This is a genomic window from Amycolatopsis sp. CB00013 (assembly GCF_001905755.1).
Classification (GTDB): domain Bacteria; phylum Actinomycetota; class Actinomycetes; order Mycobacteriales; family Pseudonocardiaceae; genus Amycolatopsis; species Amycolatopsis japonica.
Window position 1 is genome coordinate 673,217 of sequence record NZ_LIWC01000002.1, and the last position, 17,681, is coordinate 690,897.

Genomic DNA, 17,681 nt, shown 5'->3' on the forward strand with positions numbered 1-17,681 from the left:
AGTCAAACGCGACTCGCATTCTAGCAAGAAAGACTCTTGCTCAATGCGGCGAGGATAGATACGGGTCGTGACAGAAGTTTATTTCTGCGCATTTTCAGCCACCAGGCCAGCCGAGATGCCGAGCGCAAGTAGGCGTAATCTATTTGCAAGGACGCGGGTCACAAGGAAAGGGGGGCGTCACTCGAACACGTGTGTCACGCCATCTCAGTGATCTTCAAGGCTGGAGCGCTACCTGAGCGTAACAGCCTGCCGTCACCACACGACCAGCTCGATAGCCGTCTCAACGCGTCGGCCGGCCAGCGATTGACTGGCTGCTTCACCGGGGTGGTACGTCCACAAGGTGACAACCTCCCCGACCACGGCGGAGGGTGGCCCAGATGAACGCCAAGCGATCGAACAACGCCATCTGGAAAGTGACGTTGCCAGATGGCGTTGAACCTGCGGCCCGACTAAGAGGTGTGCTCGAACAGTACGCAGAGCGGCTCGCTGGGGAGCCGGCCCAGGAGCTCACCCCTGTCCCATTGAAACAAACGATCGAAGGCTTCCAGGTCGACCTCTACATGCGTAGCAACCACAGCGAGGGTCTCTTGCCGTTCGTACGGGAATACCTGCTGAACCCAGACGGTGATGACAGGCGCTTTCACGTCCGCGGTGTCGACGCCTGCCTATTCATAGCCACCAAGTCATCGCTCTACGCCGTCACATCGGGCGGAGGCTTTCGAGTTATTGCCGATGCCGTCGATTACAGCTTCCCCTTCGACTCCGCCAAGAAGCTAATATCGAATAGCTTCACCGCCACCGATGTGCGCGATATGATCGGTTCCAGAACGAGTCGCTCCGAGACGTACCGCCGCGCCTATTCCATCGACAAAAGCGAAGCGGTCGACACGGTGTGGAAGAAGCTGGTGGGCCGGCTCGATGCTGGCCAACTACCGGAGGGCAGCCCCCTCATTGGCCTTATTGACCCCGATAAGCCGCCCGCCCTGGAGATAAAGTCGTCCTTCGTTCTTCGGCAGAAGCTCGATCTCGTTGAGATCACAAAGCTTATCACAGCACTGGAAGCCCTACCGGAACCCGATGAAGAACGCCTCCGACAGCTATCCTTCCTCGACAACTTGTACCCCGTACGAAACGATAAGGGACTGGAAGGCGATCTCACCCGAGCTTTCGTTGAAAATATTCGAAAATCGCTCGCAAATGGCGAGGTACCAGATATCGATGTCCTCGACCCATACGATATCGTCGCGTTCAACGCGGGATCCGACTTTAGGCTGAGCCGCGCCAATCTCGGACAAAGCGCACCCGACTTTGTAGACCTAGTGCCGCAAATCACGCGAAAACTCAAGGACTCTTTGGACGACACCAGTGTGTTTGTTGAGAAGTTTCTGACACTTTCACTGAGCTACAGGATCGACCCAGATGATAGATCGAAAAAGATCTACAGAAAGCTCGTGGACTTCCTGCATGGCCAGGTCGATCTCGACGGGCAAACCTTCTTTCGAATCGACAAGGTGTGGTATCGAAGTCTCGGAGACTTCTTGGAGAACCTGAAGAACGACTTCATTGAGGAAGTGTTCAATGCGGAAGAGCCAATCCTTCTCGATTCTGAGCTGTCGTTTCTACCTTGGGCGAGCGGCTCTGAGAGCGAGTTCAACAGCTTGCAGGCCGATGAAGATGACTTTTACTTTGGGGACGAGATCTTCGCCAACGCTAACCGTGGCGATATTGAACTGTTCGATTTACTCAAGGTGGATAAGGAGTCCAAGCGCCTCTACATCATCCAGACGAAGAGTGGGTTCGGGAACAGCATGAGAGATGCCTGCTCTCAGATTCTTGTCGCCTCGGATGTCATCGAGGCCGACCTTCGTGACGAGCGCAAGCTGCTGACACGCTATTATAGCGAAAAATGGCGTAAAGACGATCACAACAAGAAGGTCACACTCCGGAGTTTTCTTTCATGGTTCTCATACACGCGAACCTATGTTGTGCTATGCTCCACAAAGCAGCAGTTCATTCCAGAAGACTTTGAGAAACGTCGGCTTTATTCACATATTGCGCGCCGCGAGATACTCGCCACAAAGAACGAGATGAAACGAAATCAACGTCAGTTCCGGTTGGCGCACACCAAGTCTGAGAAGAAGCCGACAGGCAGCTGAAACTTTGGACGTCAAACCGATCATCGACGATCTCGACGGCGGCGAAGCGACGTAGACGGTGCCCTTCGGGCTCGACGGTGTGCAGTACGAGATAGACCTCTCCGATGAAAATGCTGAGGCACTGCGCGAGTTGCTCGAGCGCTACACCGCAGCGGGCACCCGCACCGGCGGGCGCAAGCTACGGGTCGCCGCTGGCCAGTCCACAAACGGCAGCAGCCGTACCGCTACGGACCGTGAGCGGAACCTGCAAGTACGTGCCTGGGCGACAGAGAACGGCTACCCGATTGCCGAACGCGGCCGCATCCCGAGCAACATCTACGAGGCGTTCGACAGCGCCGGGGCCCTCGACGCTCAGGCCGATGACGCTCAACCTGAGCCGGTGGAGGAAGCTCCGGCGAAGCCGGCACGCAAGCGAGCTCCGCGGAAGAAGAAGGCCGACAGCTGACGATCGCCCGGCCGCCGCGCCATCTGAGAGACATGGCGCGGCGGCTACGCCTTATCCTGCAACCCAAGGGCCGTCGGGGAATTTGGACACCGCCACGCGGTTGTGTTTGAGGACATACCAAGCCTCGGTGTGAGGTGGGTCATCCCGAGGAAGACGCTGGTCATCCACGCCAGATCCTCCGGCTTCGCTTGCGCAGGTTCCTTCTTGAACATGTCGCGTAGGCCCATCTCTTCAACGCTCCTGGTCTGGTGTTTCCCGGGGCGCCTCACTGAAAGCGTGCTCACTAGCTCGCGCACCAGGCCTTCGCTGTTACAGCGAAGGCCGAAGGTTCTGAACGGGCGGCCAGCCGAACTCTCGGCGAGAGTTCCTCCGTCGTAACGTGCCCGGCGACGACACCGACTCCCCACTACCGCAGTCTGGCGGCAGGAGGCGGAGTTAGATGTCCGACCAGCACGTTTGGCGCGACTTGGCCGTTACCTACGCCGTCGTAGCGCTCATCCAGCTCTACCTCGCGCTATCGACTGGAGCGGCCTGGGCGGCAGCCCTGGCAGCACTTTGGCTGCTGGCGGCGGTCGGATGTATCGTCGTTGCCCATCGGCGAGACGCCGATACCCTCAATGAACCTGTTGGGGACAGGTCGCGTCCGACGGAAGACGTGCTGGAACAGCGGGCACCTCGCCAGCCTAGTGACCGGTCGCGATGACGACTGCGCAGCGCCCTCCGGATCCGGCTTCGTACCGCGGCCAGCACGACTTACTTGATTCCTTCGTGCTCGGAGAAGGCCGGAGCGATTCCCTCAACGCTCTGCGCCGCTACTTCAACGAGGACGCCACTACCGGGCGGCTCTACACCGGCAGGGGCTTCGAGCGACTGGAGGGCGGCGGCGACCTCCCGCACGTCCGTAACTGCATTACCAGCGCCGATGTCCTGGCACTGAGCTACTTGAGCATCACGCACCGCTTGCCCGACGTCGCCTTCGACACCATGGTGACCTACGCCGACGATATCGCTCGGCTGCTCGCGGAGCTGCCGGTCGACATCGACATACACGAGGCAGCGTGGCGGGTATATGCGACTACTTCGCCGGCCGCGGAACTGCATGCGCTCCTGCGACGGTGCGGCGGCACGAACCGCTGGGTGACGGCGAACAAGCTGCTCGCCCGGAAGCGGCCGCGCCTGCTCCCGGTCTACGACAGCAGGGTGGAAAGACTGCTCGGCGCACCGAACAGCTTCTGGGAATGCCTCTGGACTTGGTTCGATGGCGATCCGCAGCGAGTCGACGGGCTGCGGAGCCTCCGGGACGAAGCCAGCGGAATCGAGGACATCAGCTTGCTGCGCTGCCTCGATGTCGTGCTGTGGATGCGTGCAGCAGGCTCTCACATCGACACCGACGAGCCTGGGTAGGTGTGACTCACCAAGCGGAAGGTGCGGCGAAACTCCCGCGAGAAGCAGCGGTGAAACCGTTCGGCGATGAGGCTTGAGCTCTCGAGCAGAGAGCCCCTCGGTCATATGGCCGAGGGGCTCTCTGCCTTCGAAGTCGGTTATTCGCTACTGAGCTTGGCCATCTTCAGTGGCTACTTGGCTGTGCGCCCCGATGATGCGAATCCCATCGTCGTGTAAAACCAGCTTGGGCGGCGCACCGTCGATGCCCGCGCCGGAGTACCAAATCGGCTGCTTCGGCGGATTCACATACGAGGTCACAACCCCGGAGTCTTCGATGTCGATACGGTTGTCACCCTCGGTACGCTCGTCACAGACGTAGACACCGGCCGAAGGAGCGGCTTCAGGTCGCCCAACTGGCCAGCCCTTCAAGCGAAAATCCGGCTTGTTGTTTCGCGTGCACGGCGGAACATCTTGCGAGGCACCGTTTACCGAGATTTCCGTGTCGCCGAACTCCCAGCCATGCACCCACAATATCGGGAGCCCTTCATAGGAATCGAAGACTATCTCAATGTATCCACCTGGCGGAGTTCTCTCCGTAACCTCGAATGACTCCGCAGGCCGAAGGTCGAATGCCATCGGGCAGTGGCTGAGCCTGACGGTGATTGGAGCGCTCAGCGCACTGGCTACCTGTACGGTATTAACGATCGACGACATACTCACCGCTTCAGTGTAACGTCGGCCTCCTGCGCCGCAAGGCGAGACAAGCGCCTCGGCGCACTGCCCTGACAGGTCAGAACGACATGTATTTCTCGCACTTAGTAGTGCCCGAAAGATTGTCTAGCCAAGCATGAACCGCTACGTGGCTAGCACCGTTGATCACGATCAAACCCGACCGGGCGCCGTCCCGCCCTGAAGCGCCGGTTCGGAAAAAGGTCGACTTTCCGCCCGCCGTCGCGGAGAAATGAAGAGTCCCACCACCGGATCCGAGCCATTTCGAGAGACCGACGCCGACAATGCGAAACTTGGCGGTGTTCAACCCCGAATTCATATCAACCAAGTAGACCGTGTCACCGCAGTTCGGACGCTTCGGCGGGTCCAGGGCCAAGGCTGTGGAGCTTGTTGTCAGTGTCAGTGCGAATGCAAAAAGCAGTGCCACGCACGAACGAACAAACATCATCGCGTTACTCCCCCCTCAATCATCCCCCGACAGACAAGTTGGCTGCAACTCGCAGCTAAGCGGAGCCTGAATGATCCTGACTATAGGCCAGTCGAGTGAACAAAAATGCTCACCGAAAACCAGTCCTGTTCCGCATATTACTTACGAATTCCGCAAAAATAACGCTGCTTAGTTGATCTTCTCGCCCGCACCAAGCGGGGATCGACCCAAAGTTTCCCTGAGGACAGCTCGCTCCGCCCCAGAATCGACCAGCTGATCTCAGCCGGCCGACGCGACGTTCTGGCTCGATCGGCAAACGTGAAAATCGGCCAATGAGGTGCCTACCAGGCGTTCCGCCGCTTCGCTAAGTCTTCCTCCGCCTGATCTCGGCGACGCACTCGTGCCCGATGACGAACGGGCCGCGGAACGGGACCTTGCCGCAGATGCCGCCGACGACCGGGGTCGACTGGGCCCAGAGCCATTCCTGCTTGCAGGACCCGGAACACCGGCCGGTTGCCTGCAAGGTCTCGCCGTCGCAGCGGGCGGCGACGAAGGGCCGGATGATCGCGTCCGTCGCCTCCAGCGATGCCGGAGCGTCCCGCTCGTGCCAGGCCAACCTGCCGGGACGTTCGAACCACAGCTCACGCACCGGCGAATCCTGGCAGGTCGCGGACGAAGACGGGTTTGAGGTGCCGTTCGGGCAAAGCGCTGGGCAGTTCTTCCCAGTCGAACACGTCCGACACCACCCGCCTGGGGTCCACCAGTCCGGACTGGGCGAGGTCGAGCGCCTCGGGCAGGTGCGCACGCACGTTGTCGCGGGCGATGCGCTTCGTCACCCCGGTCAGATACATCTCCAGCAGCGGCAGCTCGCCGGGGCGGAAATGGTTTCCCGCGCTCTCGCAAGACCCTTCCGGTACCAGTGACCGCAGCGCGACTAGTCCAGCAGGTAGATCGCGGGCTCGCGGACCAGCGCCCTGGCCACGGCCACGCGCTGGCGCTGCCCGCCGGACAGCGCCTTGGGCCGCCGGTCGAGGTACTGCGTCAGCTCCAGCATCTCAGCGACCTCGTCGATCTTCGCGACCATGTCCGGGCGTTTGAGCGCCTTGCGCCGCGCCAGGTTGCCCACGATCGGGATGTGGTGCCACCACCGCTGCTCGTCCATCAGCAGCGGAAACGCGATGTTGGCGCGCACCGTCATCTGCGGGTAGAGCGCGTAGGACTGGAACACGAAGGCGACGTTGCGCTCCTTCGGCGACTTGGCGTTGACGACCTCGGTGAGGCCCGCGATCATGCGGAGCATTGTGGACTTGCCGCAGCCCGACGGGCCGAGCAGGACGAGGAACTCCTAATCCGGTACCTCTGCGTCGAACTCGCGGATTACCTCGGTGCCTCCGTAGCTCTTGCCGATGTGGGCGAACGTGATGACCGGCATGATGATCAGCCCTTCACTTGCCTTGTCCCTTCTATTGGACACTTCGCTTCCCAGACTTAGCGCGGCCCGCTGACTCACTCGATGGCCTTGAGACCGGACTCGCCCTCGTCGCGACCTTCACGGGCCTCTGCTTCGTCATCGACGCCGCCCTGCGTTTCGGAAAGATCCTGAGACGGACCCTGACGGCACCGCCGGTTGCCACAAAACTGGTCAACGAGCGTGTCCTGGTCGACCGAAATCCGGCGTTCATCACCGAGCGGCGACTCCGGCACAGACAAGACCCATCTGCTCATCAGACTCAGCAGTGTCCCGTCCAGCATGTGAGCCGGCACAACACGGATGCCTGGATCCAAAACCCATATGCATCGCACCGACCGCTCGGGCGGCCAGCAGTTCGGCTGATGGCCGTATTGGCGGCGGAGTTGGATTCACTGATTCGAGATCGACGGTGGGCTCATCGGGTGGTCTCGTGTCCCAGCCGGGCGGAGTTGCACTGTCGCTCTGGAGATCGCCGCCAGAATGAGATGGTGATCCGGCAGCGAGGAGACGTGGAATGTCACGCCGTAAGGCCATCGGACTCGGTCTCGTCGGCACCGGCCTGGGTGTGGTGCTCGTGGTGCTCGCCGTGTTCCTGTGGGGTGGTCCGGACCTGGACGCGACGCAGAAGGTCGTCTCGATCCTCGGTGTTGTGATCAGCGCCGGGTCTCTGGCAGTAGGAGTGGCGACCCTGCTGCGCCAGCGCGCGGCGGCCGGCCCCGACCTGGCCCGGTTCGCGCAGGACGTACGACGCCGGTGGGATCGAGAAGCAGCTTTTCGACAGGTGCGCAGTCCAGCGCCGATCAGGTTGCGCTGGAGCTCCACCTCCCGGCCGGTGACCGCGTCCCCGGCCGCGGTCGTGGGCGCGGCGGTGCCTGGTCATCCGGTGCGGTTGAGGCTGTCGGGGGATGTTAGTCAAGCGGCGGAGAAGTACCGGGCGTTGCCGCGACGCCAGCTCGTCATCCTTGGCAAGCCCGGCGCTGGGAAATCCACTCTCGTCATGCTGATGCTGCTGCAGCTGCTCGACACCCGCACCGAGGACGACCCGGTGCCGTACCTAGTGCCCCTGGTGGAATGGGAGGGAAACCCACTGTATGACTGGCTGGCGGATCGGCTGGCACTCGAACATCCCGGACTCGGGGGCGTCCACTCATGCCGCCGGTTGCTCACGACGGGCCGGATCCTGCCGTTGCTCGACGGCTTCGACGAACTACCCGTCCAGCGCCAGGCTCGGGCTCTCGCTTCGATCGACGAAGCGACCGACGGCGACAAACCGGTGGTACTGACCTGCCGCATCACCGAATACGAGGAAGTCATCGCACGCACCCGGTCCCCGCTGGCCACCGCTGCGGTGATCGAGTTGGAAGCGGTGTCAGCCGGGGACGCTCGCTCCTTCCTCGATACCACCGAGCAGGCCGCGCGGTCGTGGGAACCGGTCCTGATGCGACTGGCCGCCGAACCCGACGGGGAACTTGCTGATGCCCTGTCCACCCCGCTGATGATGTCGCTCGCCCGGACCACCTACTCTGCTCCCGGCCAGCTGCTGGCGCTGACCGACCGCACCACAATCCAGCAACGACTGCTGGACGGACTAATCCCCGCTCTCTACCGCAAAAATACCCGCTACACCATCCGTGACGTGCAGACGTGGATGACATTTCTTGCCCGCCACCTTGACCGCACACGCTCGCAGACCATCCGCTGGTGGCAGCTACACCAGGCACTTCCCGCGCTGGCGCGCTGGATCATGGCGCTGCTGTTCCCCATCGCACCTCTCGGCGCCATGATCGGCTACGCCGCCGCGACCTTGGCGAACTGGCCACCTCTCGCTGGCACGGGAATCGGCTTCATCATCGGGTTCGCACTCACCCACTGGGTACCGCCCCGGAGACCGCGACCAATCAGTTATCCGGATTTGTTTGTCGCCGGTTTAGGTGCGGTCCCACTTCCCGGGTTCGTCGCAATCGCGTTCGCCACCGACAGCATCATCATCGACCCGGCGAAACTGCCCAAGTGGGGCCCAGGCACTAATTTCCTCGTTGCTGTCTTTGTCGTCACAGGAATTTCTGGAGTCTGCATCGCCCTCATCGGACGCTTCGTAAGCGTCGACTTCGACCGAAGCCCGCTCGAGCAAGTCCTCGCCGACCGGACCTATGCCCTGACCCAGTTCTTCTGGCTGGTCCCTACGATGTGGATCGGGAGCACACTGCTGTCACGACAACCGTCCATACTCGGCGGTTTGCTCCTGGTGTACCTGTGCCTCACGCTCCAAGTGTCGCACGCGTCCAGCACCTTCCGGCTCCACCGCTGGTTCCTTGCCGCCAGCGGCCGCCTACCACGCGACCTGCTCGCGTTCCTCGACGACGCTCACCAGCGCGGCCTGCTGCGTCGCAACGGCCCGGACTACGAATTCCGCCACCAACTCCTGCAAGCCCGACTCGCCGCGCGAGCACGCAGTGCCAACGAAAGCTGAACGCACAACTCTCGGCGTTCAGGGCTCCACTGATTCTCAGGCAAGGCCTCGATGCCGCGTACGATAGTTCTGGTGCCAATGCCCGCGTTTGCGCTGTACCGTATACACGAACCTGCCAGGTCGCGGTCTTGCACTCCGACCACTGCGGCAAGGCTGCCTTGGTGCCCTGTCGCAAGCTCGGGAGCCACCTCCTAGCATCGGCGCAACCCCACTCTTGGCCAGCGCGGGATTCCATCCGGACGCCACTCTTGGCCAGCGCGGGATTCCATCCGGACGGTCGCGTCTCACGTCAGCTGCACAAATGCAAGGCAAGTGCAGTTCAGACCAACGGGAAGTCGAGCGGTTCAACGGCACCCTGCTCGAGGAATGGGCTACGCGCCCCTATCGCTCCAACCCCGAACACCGCGAAGCCTTTCCCACGATGGCTACCGCGGCCACACCGCACTCGCCGGGCACCCACCCCGCTGTCGCTCGCACGGCGAACTTCACCCACCCCCGCGGTAGCTACCTACCATTGCGGCCCGTCGGGTTTTCGGCGGCGGCCGCAGCCGCCGCCGAAGGCGTCGAACCTCAGGCCCACGCCGGAGGCAGGATCGACCCGGAATCGGCACGCCTGTGAAAACGGAGACGAAACGGGGCCCAATGGCACCGAGTAAAACATGAACAAGACTCGCGAAAAGCGATACATCGACAGGTCAAACGCAATATTGATCTTGAGCCGCCAAGGGGGCTCGAACCCCTGACCTTCTGTTTACAAGACAGATGCTCTACCAGCTGAGCTATAGCGGCCTTGCCCAGGACAGCCTGGACAGGGCCAGTATATCGGCGCCCGTTCAGCGCTCCGCAGGGCGCACCCGCGGGTCCCCGGCCACCGTCCGGAAGGCGTGCGTGAACGTCACGGCGGTCGCCGGGTCCCGGCGGTCGGCGACGTAGTACCAGTTCATCCGAACGGCGTCCGGGGTCACTTCGAGGACGCCCGGACCGTGCGAGTCGAGTTCCACGAAGCGCACGTGCGGGTTCAGCGCGCGGATCGCGGCTTCGACCTTCAGCGAGCCGGTCCGCGGCGGGACGCCGAGCTGCTCGTCGATGTTGTCCGACGTGACCGACGGGCAGACGAACTCGACGGCGACGCTCGCTCCGTCTCGCGGCACGTCGTTCGCCCACGACGAGTGGACGTCGCCGGTCAGGAACACCGTGTTGCCCCGGCCTTGCGCGGCGATGGTGTCGAGGACACGGCGGCGGTCGGCGGTGTAGCCGTCCCATTGGTCGGTGTTGACCGTGGTCGGCTGGCCGTCGAGCAGGTCGTCGAGCGCGAGCCGTTCGCGCGTGGGCAGCGCGGGGATCTTGATGGGCGTGACCATCACCGAGTTCCCGATCAGGTTCCAGGACGCGGTCCCGCGTGCGAGGCCGTCCAGGAACCACTGCCGCTGATCGGCGCCGAGGATGGTGTCGTCCGCCGAGACCGGGCCGGGTTGCCGCGTTCGGTACGTCCGCAGGTCCAGCATGGTCAGGTCGGCCAGCTTCCCGAACTTCAGCCGCCGGTACAGCCGGTCGCCGCGATGCCGCACCGGCATCCATTCGAAGTACGCCCGGTGCGCGGCCCGCATCCGGTCCGCCCAGTCGCCCTCGGTCGCCGGGTCGTGTGACGGCGATCCGCCGGACCAGGCGTTGTCGGCGGCCTCGTGGTCGTCCCAGGTCGCGATCATCGGATGCCGGGCGTGGAGGCGCCGCAGGTGCTCGTCGGTCTTGTACATCGCGTGACGTTGCCGGTAGTCCGCGAGGGTGATCAACTCGTTGGGCGGTACCGACGGCCGGAGATCACCCGCAGGGTTGGGATTCCCTTCGTAGAGGTAGTCACCCAGGTGAATGAAGGCGTCCAGATCGTCGCGGCCGGCCAGATAGCCGTAGGGGGCGAAGTGACCGACAGCCCAGTTCGCACACGAGACCACGCCGAAGCGCAGGCTCTCGACGTCCTCGTCGCGCGGAGGCGCCGTGCGGGTCCGGCCGGTCTGCGAGACCTTCCCCTGAGACGTGAACCGGTACCAGTACCCGGTCGACGCGCACAGCCCGCCGGCCGTCACCTTCACCGTGTGGTCGCGTTCCGGGCCGGTCCGAAGGTGACCGCGAGCGACGACGCGGGTGAATCCGGCGTCCTCGGCCACCTCCCACCGGACGTCCACCGCCGCCCCTTTTCCGGATCCCGGAACGGCCTCGGGCGAAGGCGTGACGCGGGTCCAGAGAAGGACCGAATCGGGCATCGGGTCACCCGAGGCGACCCCGTGCGCGAAAACCGGGGCTTCCGCCCCGCTAGATGCACCCGAAAGGGTGAATGTCGCCGCGGTTCCGGCAGCTGTCACACCGGCCGCGCGAAGAACGGAACGCCTGCTCACAGAGGACGCCATGACATGCAGTGTGCCGTAAACCGGCGAGGTCGCGATGATCTTCCTCCGACGTGGCGGACGCCACTTCGGGTTTCCTGCAACGGTCGAGGCACCGGCCCCGATGCTCCTCGGGAAAGTCCCTCGAACCAGAGTGAGGAGGTGGATCGATCATGAAGATCAACGAGCACACCAAGGGAGCCCAGCGCGGCGAACGAGGTGCCGAAAAGAACCAGGACGAAACACCCGAACGTGGCGAATGGCTGCTGGAAGCGCCGCGCCAGCGTGACGGAGAGCGATCGATCCCCCAGACTCGCTCGCACCGGCCGAATCTGCTGCGCCGCCGCGCCTGGCAGATCCTCGAAGCGCCGACGGCCGAGCAGCCCGCCGTCGACGTCGAAGAGGCGATGGGCCCGCAGCCGCCGGACGACACGACGGTCAACTTCGTCCTGGATCTCGTCCTGCGCATCGGCGAGGTCCAGATGTCGAGCGGCGCCGGCGCCTCCGACGTCACCGCCACGATCATCGCGCTGACCTCCGCGCTCGGCCTCCCGCACTGCGAGGTCGACGTGATCTTCACGTCGATCACGGTGACCTGCCACCGCGGCACCGACATGGCCCCGGTCACGGCGCTGCGCGTGGTCCGTTCGCGCAGCCTCGACTACACGCGGCTGACCCAGACCGAGACCCTGGTCCGCCGGATCGTCCGCGGCAACATCGGCGCCGAAGAGGCCCAGCAGGAACTGCAGCGGATCACGACCGCGCCGCACCCGTACCCCCGTTGGGTGGCCACGGCCGCTTGGGGCGGGCTGGCCGCGTTCATCACCCTGATCCTCGGCGGCAGCATCGACGTCGCGCTGGTCGCGCTGGTGATCAGCGCGGTCATCGACCGGCTCGGCCGGTTCTTGAACCGCTTCGCGCTGCCGTTCTTCTTCCAGCAGGTGATCGGCGGCCTGGTGGCGACGCTGTCCGCGATGGCGATAGTCAGCAGCAACCTGCTCACCACGGACAAACCCACGCTGGTCGTCGCGGCGGCCGTCACCGTGCTGCTGTCCGGGCTCTCCACGGTCTCCGCCGTGCAGGACGCCATCACCGGCTACTACGTCACAGCGGCCGGGCGCACGACCGAAACCGCGCTGATGAGCGCCGGGCTGATCGCGGGCGTGGTGCTCGCGCTGAAGATCGCGGTACTGCTCGGCCTGCCGCTGACGCCGCTGCCCGAGGTCGTTTCCTCGACCCCGCAACAGCTGCCGATCATCATCATCGGCAGCGTCGGCGCGTCGGCCTGCTTCGCGCTCGCCTCGTATTCGACCCTGCGCGCGATGATCGTCGCGGGAGCGGCCGGGGCGATCGGCGGCGCCGTGTACGGCGCGTTGATGCTGACCGACTTCCAGGCCGTCAGCTCCTCCGCGGTCGCCGCGACGCTGGTCGGTTTCTGCGGCGGCGTGCTCGCCAGGCGCCTCAAGGTGACGCCGCTCGTGGTGGCTGTGTCCGGCATCACGCCCCTCCTCCCCGGTCTCTCCACCTATCGTGGTCTATACCAATTGGGCGTCGAGCCCGGCGGGAACATCTCGACGCTGATGACCGCGGTCGCGATCGGGCTTGCCCTGGCAGCGGGTGTGGTACTCGGCGAATACCTGGCGCAGCCGGTGCGCACGGGGCTCGGCAGGCTGGAACGCAAATTCGCCGGGCCGCGGATGGCGGGTCCGCTGGAACCCGCCGAACGACGCTTGGAGTGATCGCTCGGCGACGGGCCGTGGCCTCCTCGCGCGATAGGGTTTCCGCTTAGGGCAGCGACCCGCGATTCGAGGGAGCGGCTGGTGGACGAAGTGATTGCCGAGACGAGCAGAACGGCCTCCGCGGATTTCGTGGTGGTGGCGAACCGGCTACCGGTGGACCTCGAACGGACCGCCGACGGGAGCAGGCGCTGGACGGCGAGCCCCGGCGGACTGGTGTCGGCGCTCGAACCGTTCCTGCGGTCGCGCAAGGGAGCCTGGGTCGGGTGGCCGGGTGTGCCCGACGTCGACGTCGAGGAGTTCGACGACGACGGCCTCGTGCTGCACCCGGTCTCCCTGACGTCGGACGACGTCCGTGACTACTACGAGGGCTTCTCCAACGCGACGCTCTGGCCGCTGTACCACGACGTGGTGGCGCGGCCGGTGTTCGACCGGAGCTGGTGGGAGTCCTACGTCCGGGTGAACCGGCGCTTCGCCGAGGCGAGCGCGAAGGTCGCCGCCGAGGGCGCGACCGTGTGGATCCAGGACTACCAGCTGCAACTGGTCCCGGCGATGCTCCGCGAGCTGCGTCCCGATCTCCGGATCGGGTTCTTCCTGCACATCCCGTTCCCCCCGGTCGAGTTGTTCATGCAGATGCCGTGGCGGACGGAGATCGTCCGTGGCCTGGTCGGGGCCGACCTCGTCGGATTCCACCGGCCGGGTGGCGCGCAGAACTTCCTCTGGCTGGCGCGGCAGCTGGCCGGTCTCGAATCCAGCCGCGGCGCGGTCGGCATCCGCACCCGCCCCGGCCTGATGCAGGTCGGCGACCGCACGGTGCGGGTCGGCGCGTTCCCGATCTCCATCGACGCCATCGGCCTCGACAAACTCGCCAAGACCAAGGGCGTCGCCGAACGCGCCGCCCAGCTGCGCCGTGACCTGGGCAATCCGAAGAAGGTGCTGCTCGGCGTCGACCGGCTCGACTACACGAAGGGCATCGACCTGCGGCTGCAGGCGCTGCACGAGTTGCTTCACGAAGGCCGCGTCCGTCCGGAGGACGTCACGTTCGTCCAGCTGGCCACGCCGAGCCGCGAGCGCGTCGAGCACTACCAGCGGATGCGCGGCGACATCGAGCAGATGGTCGGGCGGATCAACGGCGAATTCGCGCGCGTGGGTCACCCGGTCGTGCATTATCTGCATCAGTCCGTGAACCGGACGGAGCTGGCCGCCTTCTTCTCCGCGGCCGACGTCATGGTGGTCACTCCCCTGCGTGACGGGATGAACCTCGTCTGCAAGGAGTACGTCGCCTGCCGCCACGACCTGGGCGGTTCGCTCGTGCTTTCGGAGTTCGCCGGCGCCGCGGCCGAGCTGACCAGTGCGCTCCTGGTCAACCCGCATGATCTGGACGGGGTGAAGAACGCCTTGGAGACTGCCATTACGCTCGACCCCGCAGAGGGACGCCGCCGTATGCGCGCCATGCGTCGACAGGTCCTCACGCATGACGTCGACCGCTGGGCGCGCTCGTTCCTCCAAGCGCTCGGTGCCGAACCGGCCGACTGATCCCCCTACCCCGCATAGTTCCCGAGGAGAAATCGTTGACCGCCGAGGCACTGCCCGCCGAGCTGCGGCGTGCGATCGTTCAGGTCGCGCGCACCCCGCGGCTGCTGGTCGCCTGCGACTACGACGGCACGCTGGCTCCGATCACGGCCAACCCGGACGAAGCCCGTCCCCTGCCCGAATCGGTAGGTGCGCTCAGGTCGCTGGCCGGCCTGCACGAGACGACCACCGCGGTCATCTCCGGCCGCGCGTTGCGTGATCTCGCCACTCTTTCCCGCCTTCCGGCCGAGGTGAACCTGGTCGGCAGCCACGGATCCGAGTTCGACATCGGCTTCATCCACGCGCTCGACGACAAGGCCCGCGAACTCCACAGACGGCTCGAGGCCGAACTGGAGAACCTGGTGCTCGACGTGCCGGGTGTCTCGCTCGAGGTCAAACCCGCGAGCATCGCGGTGCACGTCCGCCGCGCCGAGCACGAGGCCGGACGGCGAGTCCTCCGCGATGTCCACAATGGACCTTCGAAATGGGAGGGCGTCTCCACGACCGACGGCAAGGAGGTCGTCGAGCTCGCGGTCGTCCAGACGGACAAGGGCCGCGCGCTGGACACCCTGCGCCACCAGGTCGGCGCGACGGCGGCGGTCTTCCTCGGCGACGACGTCACCGACGAGAAGGCGTTCGCCCGGATCTCCGGCCCGGACCTCGGCGTGAAGGTCGGCGACGGCGAAAGCCTGGCCCAGTACCGGGTTCCGGACACGGTCGACGTCGCGATGGCGCTCGCGTTCCTGCTCGAAGAGCGGCGCAACTGGCTCTACGGCGAGCAGGCCCCGCCGATCGAGCGGCTTTCCCTGCTGGCCAACGAACGTTCGGTCGCGCTGGTCACGCCGGACGCCCGGCTGACCTGGCTGTGCCACCCCGGCCCCGACGCGCCCGCGATCTTCGCGGACCTGCTCGGCGGTGCCGGCGCGGGCCACTTCTCGATCAAGCCGCACCGCAACGGCCTGCCACTCGGGCAGCGTTACCTGCCGAACACGATGACCGTCGAGACCCGCTGGTCGCGGCTGCTCGTCACCGACTACCTCGAACCGGAGAGCCCCGCGCACCGCACGGATCTCGTCCGGGTGATCTCGGGTGAGACGGCGGCGGAGATCGTGTTCGCGCCGCGGCCCGAATTCGGCGGTGTGCCGGTGAAGCTGGTCGCCGAGGACGACGGGATCCTGGTGCAGGGCACCTCGGAACCGTTCGCGCTGCGCTCGCCCGGCGTGGAGTGGGAGATCACCTCCGACGGTATGAACGACACCGCGACGGCGCTCGTCACCCCCTCCCCGGAGAACCCGGTGGTGCTCGAACTCCGTTGCGGCACTTCGGATCTCAGCGAGCACGAACTGTCCGAAGTGGAGCGACGGACGCGCGCGGGCGACTACTGGAGCACCTGGGCGCGGACGCTCAAGCTGCCCAGCGTCCAGACCGACCTCGTCGGCCGCTCGGCGCTCACCCTGCGCGGGCTGGTGAACACCGACACCGGCGGCGTGCTCGCGGCGGCGACGTCCTCGCTGCCGGAGGAGATCGGCGGCGTCCGCAACTGGGACTACCGCTACTGCTGGATCCGCGACGCGGCCATGACCGTGCGCGAACTGGTCCACCTCGGCTCGACCGAAGAGGCCGAAGGCTACCTCCGGTGGCTGCACGGCGTTCTGTCCACTTTGGCCGGTCCGGAACGGCTGCACCCGCTGTACACCTTGGCGGGCAGCGTGATCGGCGCCGAAGCGGTCATCGAATCGCTGCCCGGATACGCCGGTTCGCGGCCGGTCCGCGTCGGCAACCTGGCGAACCACCAGGTACAGCTGGACGTGTTCGGCCCGGTCGTCGAACTCGTGCAGACGCTGGCGGAGGCGCGCGGAGAGCTGCGCGACGAGGACTGGCAGATGGTGCGCGCGATGGCCGAGGCCGTCACGCGGCGCTGGAACGAGCCGGACCACGGCATCTGGGAGGAACGGCACGTGCCGCGCCACCGGGTGTACTCGCGGGTGATGTGCTGGGTGACCATCGACCGGGCGGTCAAACTGGGCGAGGTCTACGGCCGCGCGGTGCCGGGCGCGTGGCCTTCGCTGCGCGACGAGATCGCCGCGGACGTGCTGGAGAAGGGCTGGAACGAAGAGGTCCAGGCCTTCACCACCGCCTACGACGGAACGGACCTCGACGCCGCTTCCCTGTTCGTCGGGCTGACCGGGCTGATCGATCCGGCCGACCCGCGCTTCCAGTCCACGGTGACCGCGATCGAGGCGGAACTGCGCAGTGGGTCCACCGTGTACCGGTATCGCCGCGACGACGGTCTTCCCGGCGGCGAGGGCGGTTTCCACATTTGCGCGGCCTGGCTCATCGAGGCGTACCTGCTCACCGGGCGGCGCACCGAGGCCGAGGAACTGTTCACGCAGATCGTCGACGCGGCGGGCCCGACCGGCCTGCTGCCCGAGCAGTTCGACCCGATCGCGGAGCGCTCGCTGGGCAACCACCCGCAGGCGTACTCGCACATCGGGCTGATCCGCTGCGCGAACCTGCTTTCCCAGTAGCTCGCTTCACGTGTCAGGAAAGGGTCGTTCAGGACGTTTTTCGTCCTGAACGACCCTTTCCTGACGTTCGGTGGCGCGGTCTCTGTTCTCAAGGGTCGGCGTGACTCCTGGCGATTCGAACCGGACCTTGTCGCTCCTTCGGTCTTGAGTGGCGATTCGGCTTTCCCGAGGGATAGGCCAAAGACTCAAGTGTCCACAAACGACATCACCCGGCGACTGAGCGTCCGATTGATGCCGGAATGCACGATTTCGCGCGGTTCTCTTGAGGGGTGGGACAAAGGTGGCGTGTTGCGAAAGCCACTTTCGCGACGTTGAAGGTTGCGAAAGTGGCTTTCGCAACGTCGGCTGAAGTGGTCGGCTCGGGTGGTGGTGAAGGCCTGGGCGAG

General features: G+C 65.0%; 12 protein-coding genes, 1 tRNA gene and 1 pseudogene. 7 read left to right on the forward strand and 7 right to left on the reverse strand.

What is annotated here, in order from left to right; genetic code table 11:
• The first annotated feature begins 377 nt into the window (after positions 1–377).
• The 3 genes and pseudogenes from AMK34_RS13190 to AMK34_RS13205 all read left to right on the forward strand — a co-directional run bounded on the left by AMK34_RS13190 (position 378) and on the right by AMK34_RS13205 (position 4,005).
• On the forward strand, positions 378–2,156 hold the full coding sequence (locus AMK34_RS13190) for a DUF6119 family protein (RefSeq protein WP_083649851.1): 1,779 nt from the start codon (positions 378–380) through the stop codon (positions 2,154–2,156).
• Between the two features lie 4 nt (positions 2,157–2,160).
• Positions 2,161–2,601 (forward strand): annotated as a pseudogene (locus tag AMK34_RS13195) (histone-like nucleoid-structuring protein Lsr2).
• A 699-nt stretch (positions 2,602–3,300) separates the two neighbouring features.
• Entirely contained in the window at positions 3,301–4,005 is a 705-nt protein-coding gene (locus AMK34_RS13205) for a DUF6308 family protein (protein ID WP_083649852.1), read from the forward strand.
• 144 nt (positions 4,006–4,149) lie between these two features.
• Here AMK34_RS13205 and AMK34_RS42665 read toward each other — a convergent pair whose 3' ends face one another.
• The 5 genes from AMK34_RS42665 to AMK34_RS13225 all read right to left on the reverse strand — a co-directional run bounded on the left by AMK34_RS42665 (position 4,150) and on the right by AMK34_RS13225 (position 6,865).
• Entirely contained in the window at positions 4,150–4,704 is a 555-nt protein-coding gene (locus AMK34_RS42665; RefSeq protein WP_143202446.1) for a hypothetical protein, read from the reverse strand.
• An 800-nt stretch (positions 4,705–5,504) separates the two neighbouring features.
• Entirely contained in the window at positions 5,505–5,789 is a 285-nt protein-coding gene (locus tag AMK34_RS13210) for a hypothetical protein (RefSeq protein ID WP_073845500.1), read from the reverse strand.
• On the reverse strand, positions 5,782–5,976 hold the full coding sequence (locus AMK34_RS13215) for a hypothetical protein (RefSeq protein ID WP_241832761.1): 195 nt from the start codon (positions 5,974–5,976) through the stop codon (positions 5,782–5,784). The genes AMK34_RS13210 and AMK34_RS13215 overlap by 8 nt, the downstream gene beginning before the upstream one ends.
• Before the next feature lie 98 nt (positions 5,977–6,074).
• Positions 6,075–6,473 (reverse strand): ATP-binding cassette domain-containing protein, encoded by a 399-nt coding sequence (locus AMK34_RS13220; protein ID WP_274534435.1) that lies wholly within the window; start codon positions 6,471–6,473, stop codon positions 6,075–6,077.
• 173 nt (positions 6,474–6,646) lie between these two features.
• Positions 6,647–6,865 carry a hypothetical protein gene (locus tag AMK34_RS13225; protein WP_143202447.1) on the reverse strand — a complete coding sequence of 73 codons (219 nt, stop codon included), beginning with the start codon at positions 6,863–6,865 and terminating at the stop codon, positions 6,647–6,649.
• 260 nt (positions 6,866–7,125) lie between these two features.
• Here AMK34_RS13225 and AMK34_RS13230 point away from each other — a divergent pair, with 260 nt between their 5' ends.
• Positions 7,126–9,081, forward strand: coding sequence for an NACHT domain-containing protein (locus AMK34_RS13230; RefSeq protein WP_073845505.1), 1,956 nt, complete (start codon positions 7,126–7,128; stop codon positions 9,079–9,081).
• 716 nt (positions 9,082–9,797) lie between these two features.
• Here AMK34_RS13230 and AMK34_RS13235 read toward each other — a convergent pair.
• Together AMK34_RS13235 and AMK34_RS13240 are read right to left on the reverse strand one after the other, a co-directional pair.
• A tRNA-Thr gene (locus AMK34_RS13235) sits at positions 9,798–9,870 on the reverse strand.
• Positions 9,871–9,914: 44 nt separating this feature from the next.
• Positions 9,915–11,483: an alkaline phosphatase D family protein gene (locus tag AMK34_RS13240; protein WP_073845507.1), complete on the reverse strand. Its 1,569-nt coding sequence runs from the start codon at positions 11,481–11,483 to the stop codon at positions 9,915–9,917.
• 149 nt (positions 11,484–11,632) lie between these two features.
• Between AMK34_RS13240 and AMK34_RS13245 the strand changes: the two genes are divergently transcribed.
• From AMK34_RS13245 to otsB, 3 genes are all read left to right on the forward strand, one after another.
• Positions 11,633–13,198, forward strand: a complete 1,566-nt coding sequence (locus AMK34_RS13245) for a threonine/serine ThrE exporter family protein (protein WP_073845509.1) — start codon at positions 11,633–11,635, stop codon at positions 13,196–13,198.
• A gap of 81 nt (positions 13,199–13,279) precedes the next feature.
• Positions 13,280–14,731: an alpha,alpha-trehalose-phosphate synthase (UDP-forming) gene (locus tag AMK34_RS13250; protein WP_016337688.1), complete on the forward strand. Its 1,452-nt coding sequence runs from the start codon at positions 13,280–13,282 to the stop codon at positions 14,729–14,731.
• A 35-nt stretch (positions 14,732–14,766) separates the two neighbouring features.
• A complete protein-coding gene (gene otsB / locus AMK34_RS13255) occupies positions 14,767–17,295 on the forward strand; it encodes a trehalose-phosphatase (protein ID WP_073845511.1) in 2,529 nt (842 codons plus the stop codon).
• Positions 17,296–17,681: the final 386 nt, after the last annotated feature.

What these genes read in the sequence shown, in the direction of transcription:
- AMK34_RS13190 (WP_083649851.1), top strand. Translation starts at nt 378, where the DNA reads ATGAACGCCAAGCGATCGAACAACGCCATCTGGAAAGTGACGTTGCCA.
- AMK34_RS13205 (WP_083649852.1), top strand. Translation starts at nt 3,301, where the DNA reads ATGACGACTGCGCAGCGCCCTCCGGATCCGGCTTCGTACCGCGGCCAG.
- AMK34_RS13225 (WP_143202447.1), bottom strand. Translation starts at nt 6,865, where the DNA reads ATGAGCAGATGGGTCTTGTCTGTGCCGGAGTCGCCGCTCGGTGATGAA.
- AMK34_RS13230 (WP_073845505.1), top strand. Translation starts at nt 7,126, where the DNA reads ATGTCACGCCGTAAGGCCATCGGACTCGGTCTCGTCGGCACCGGCCTG.
- AMK34_RS13240 (WP_073845507.1), bottom strand. Translation starts at nt 11,483, where the DNA reads ATGGCGTCCTCTGTGAGCAGGCGTTCCGTTCTTCGCGCGGCCGGTGTG.
- AMK34_RS13245 (WP_073845509.1), top strand. Translation starts at nt 11,633, where the DNA reads ATGAAGATCAACGAGCACACCAAGGGAGCCCAGCGCGGCGAACGAGGT.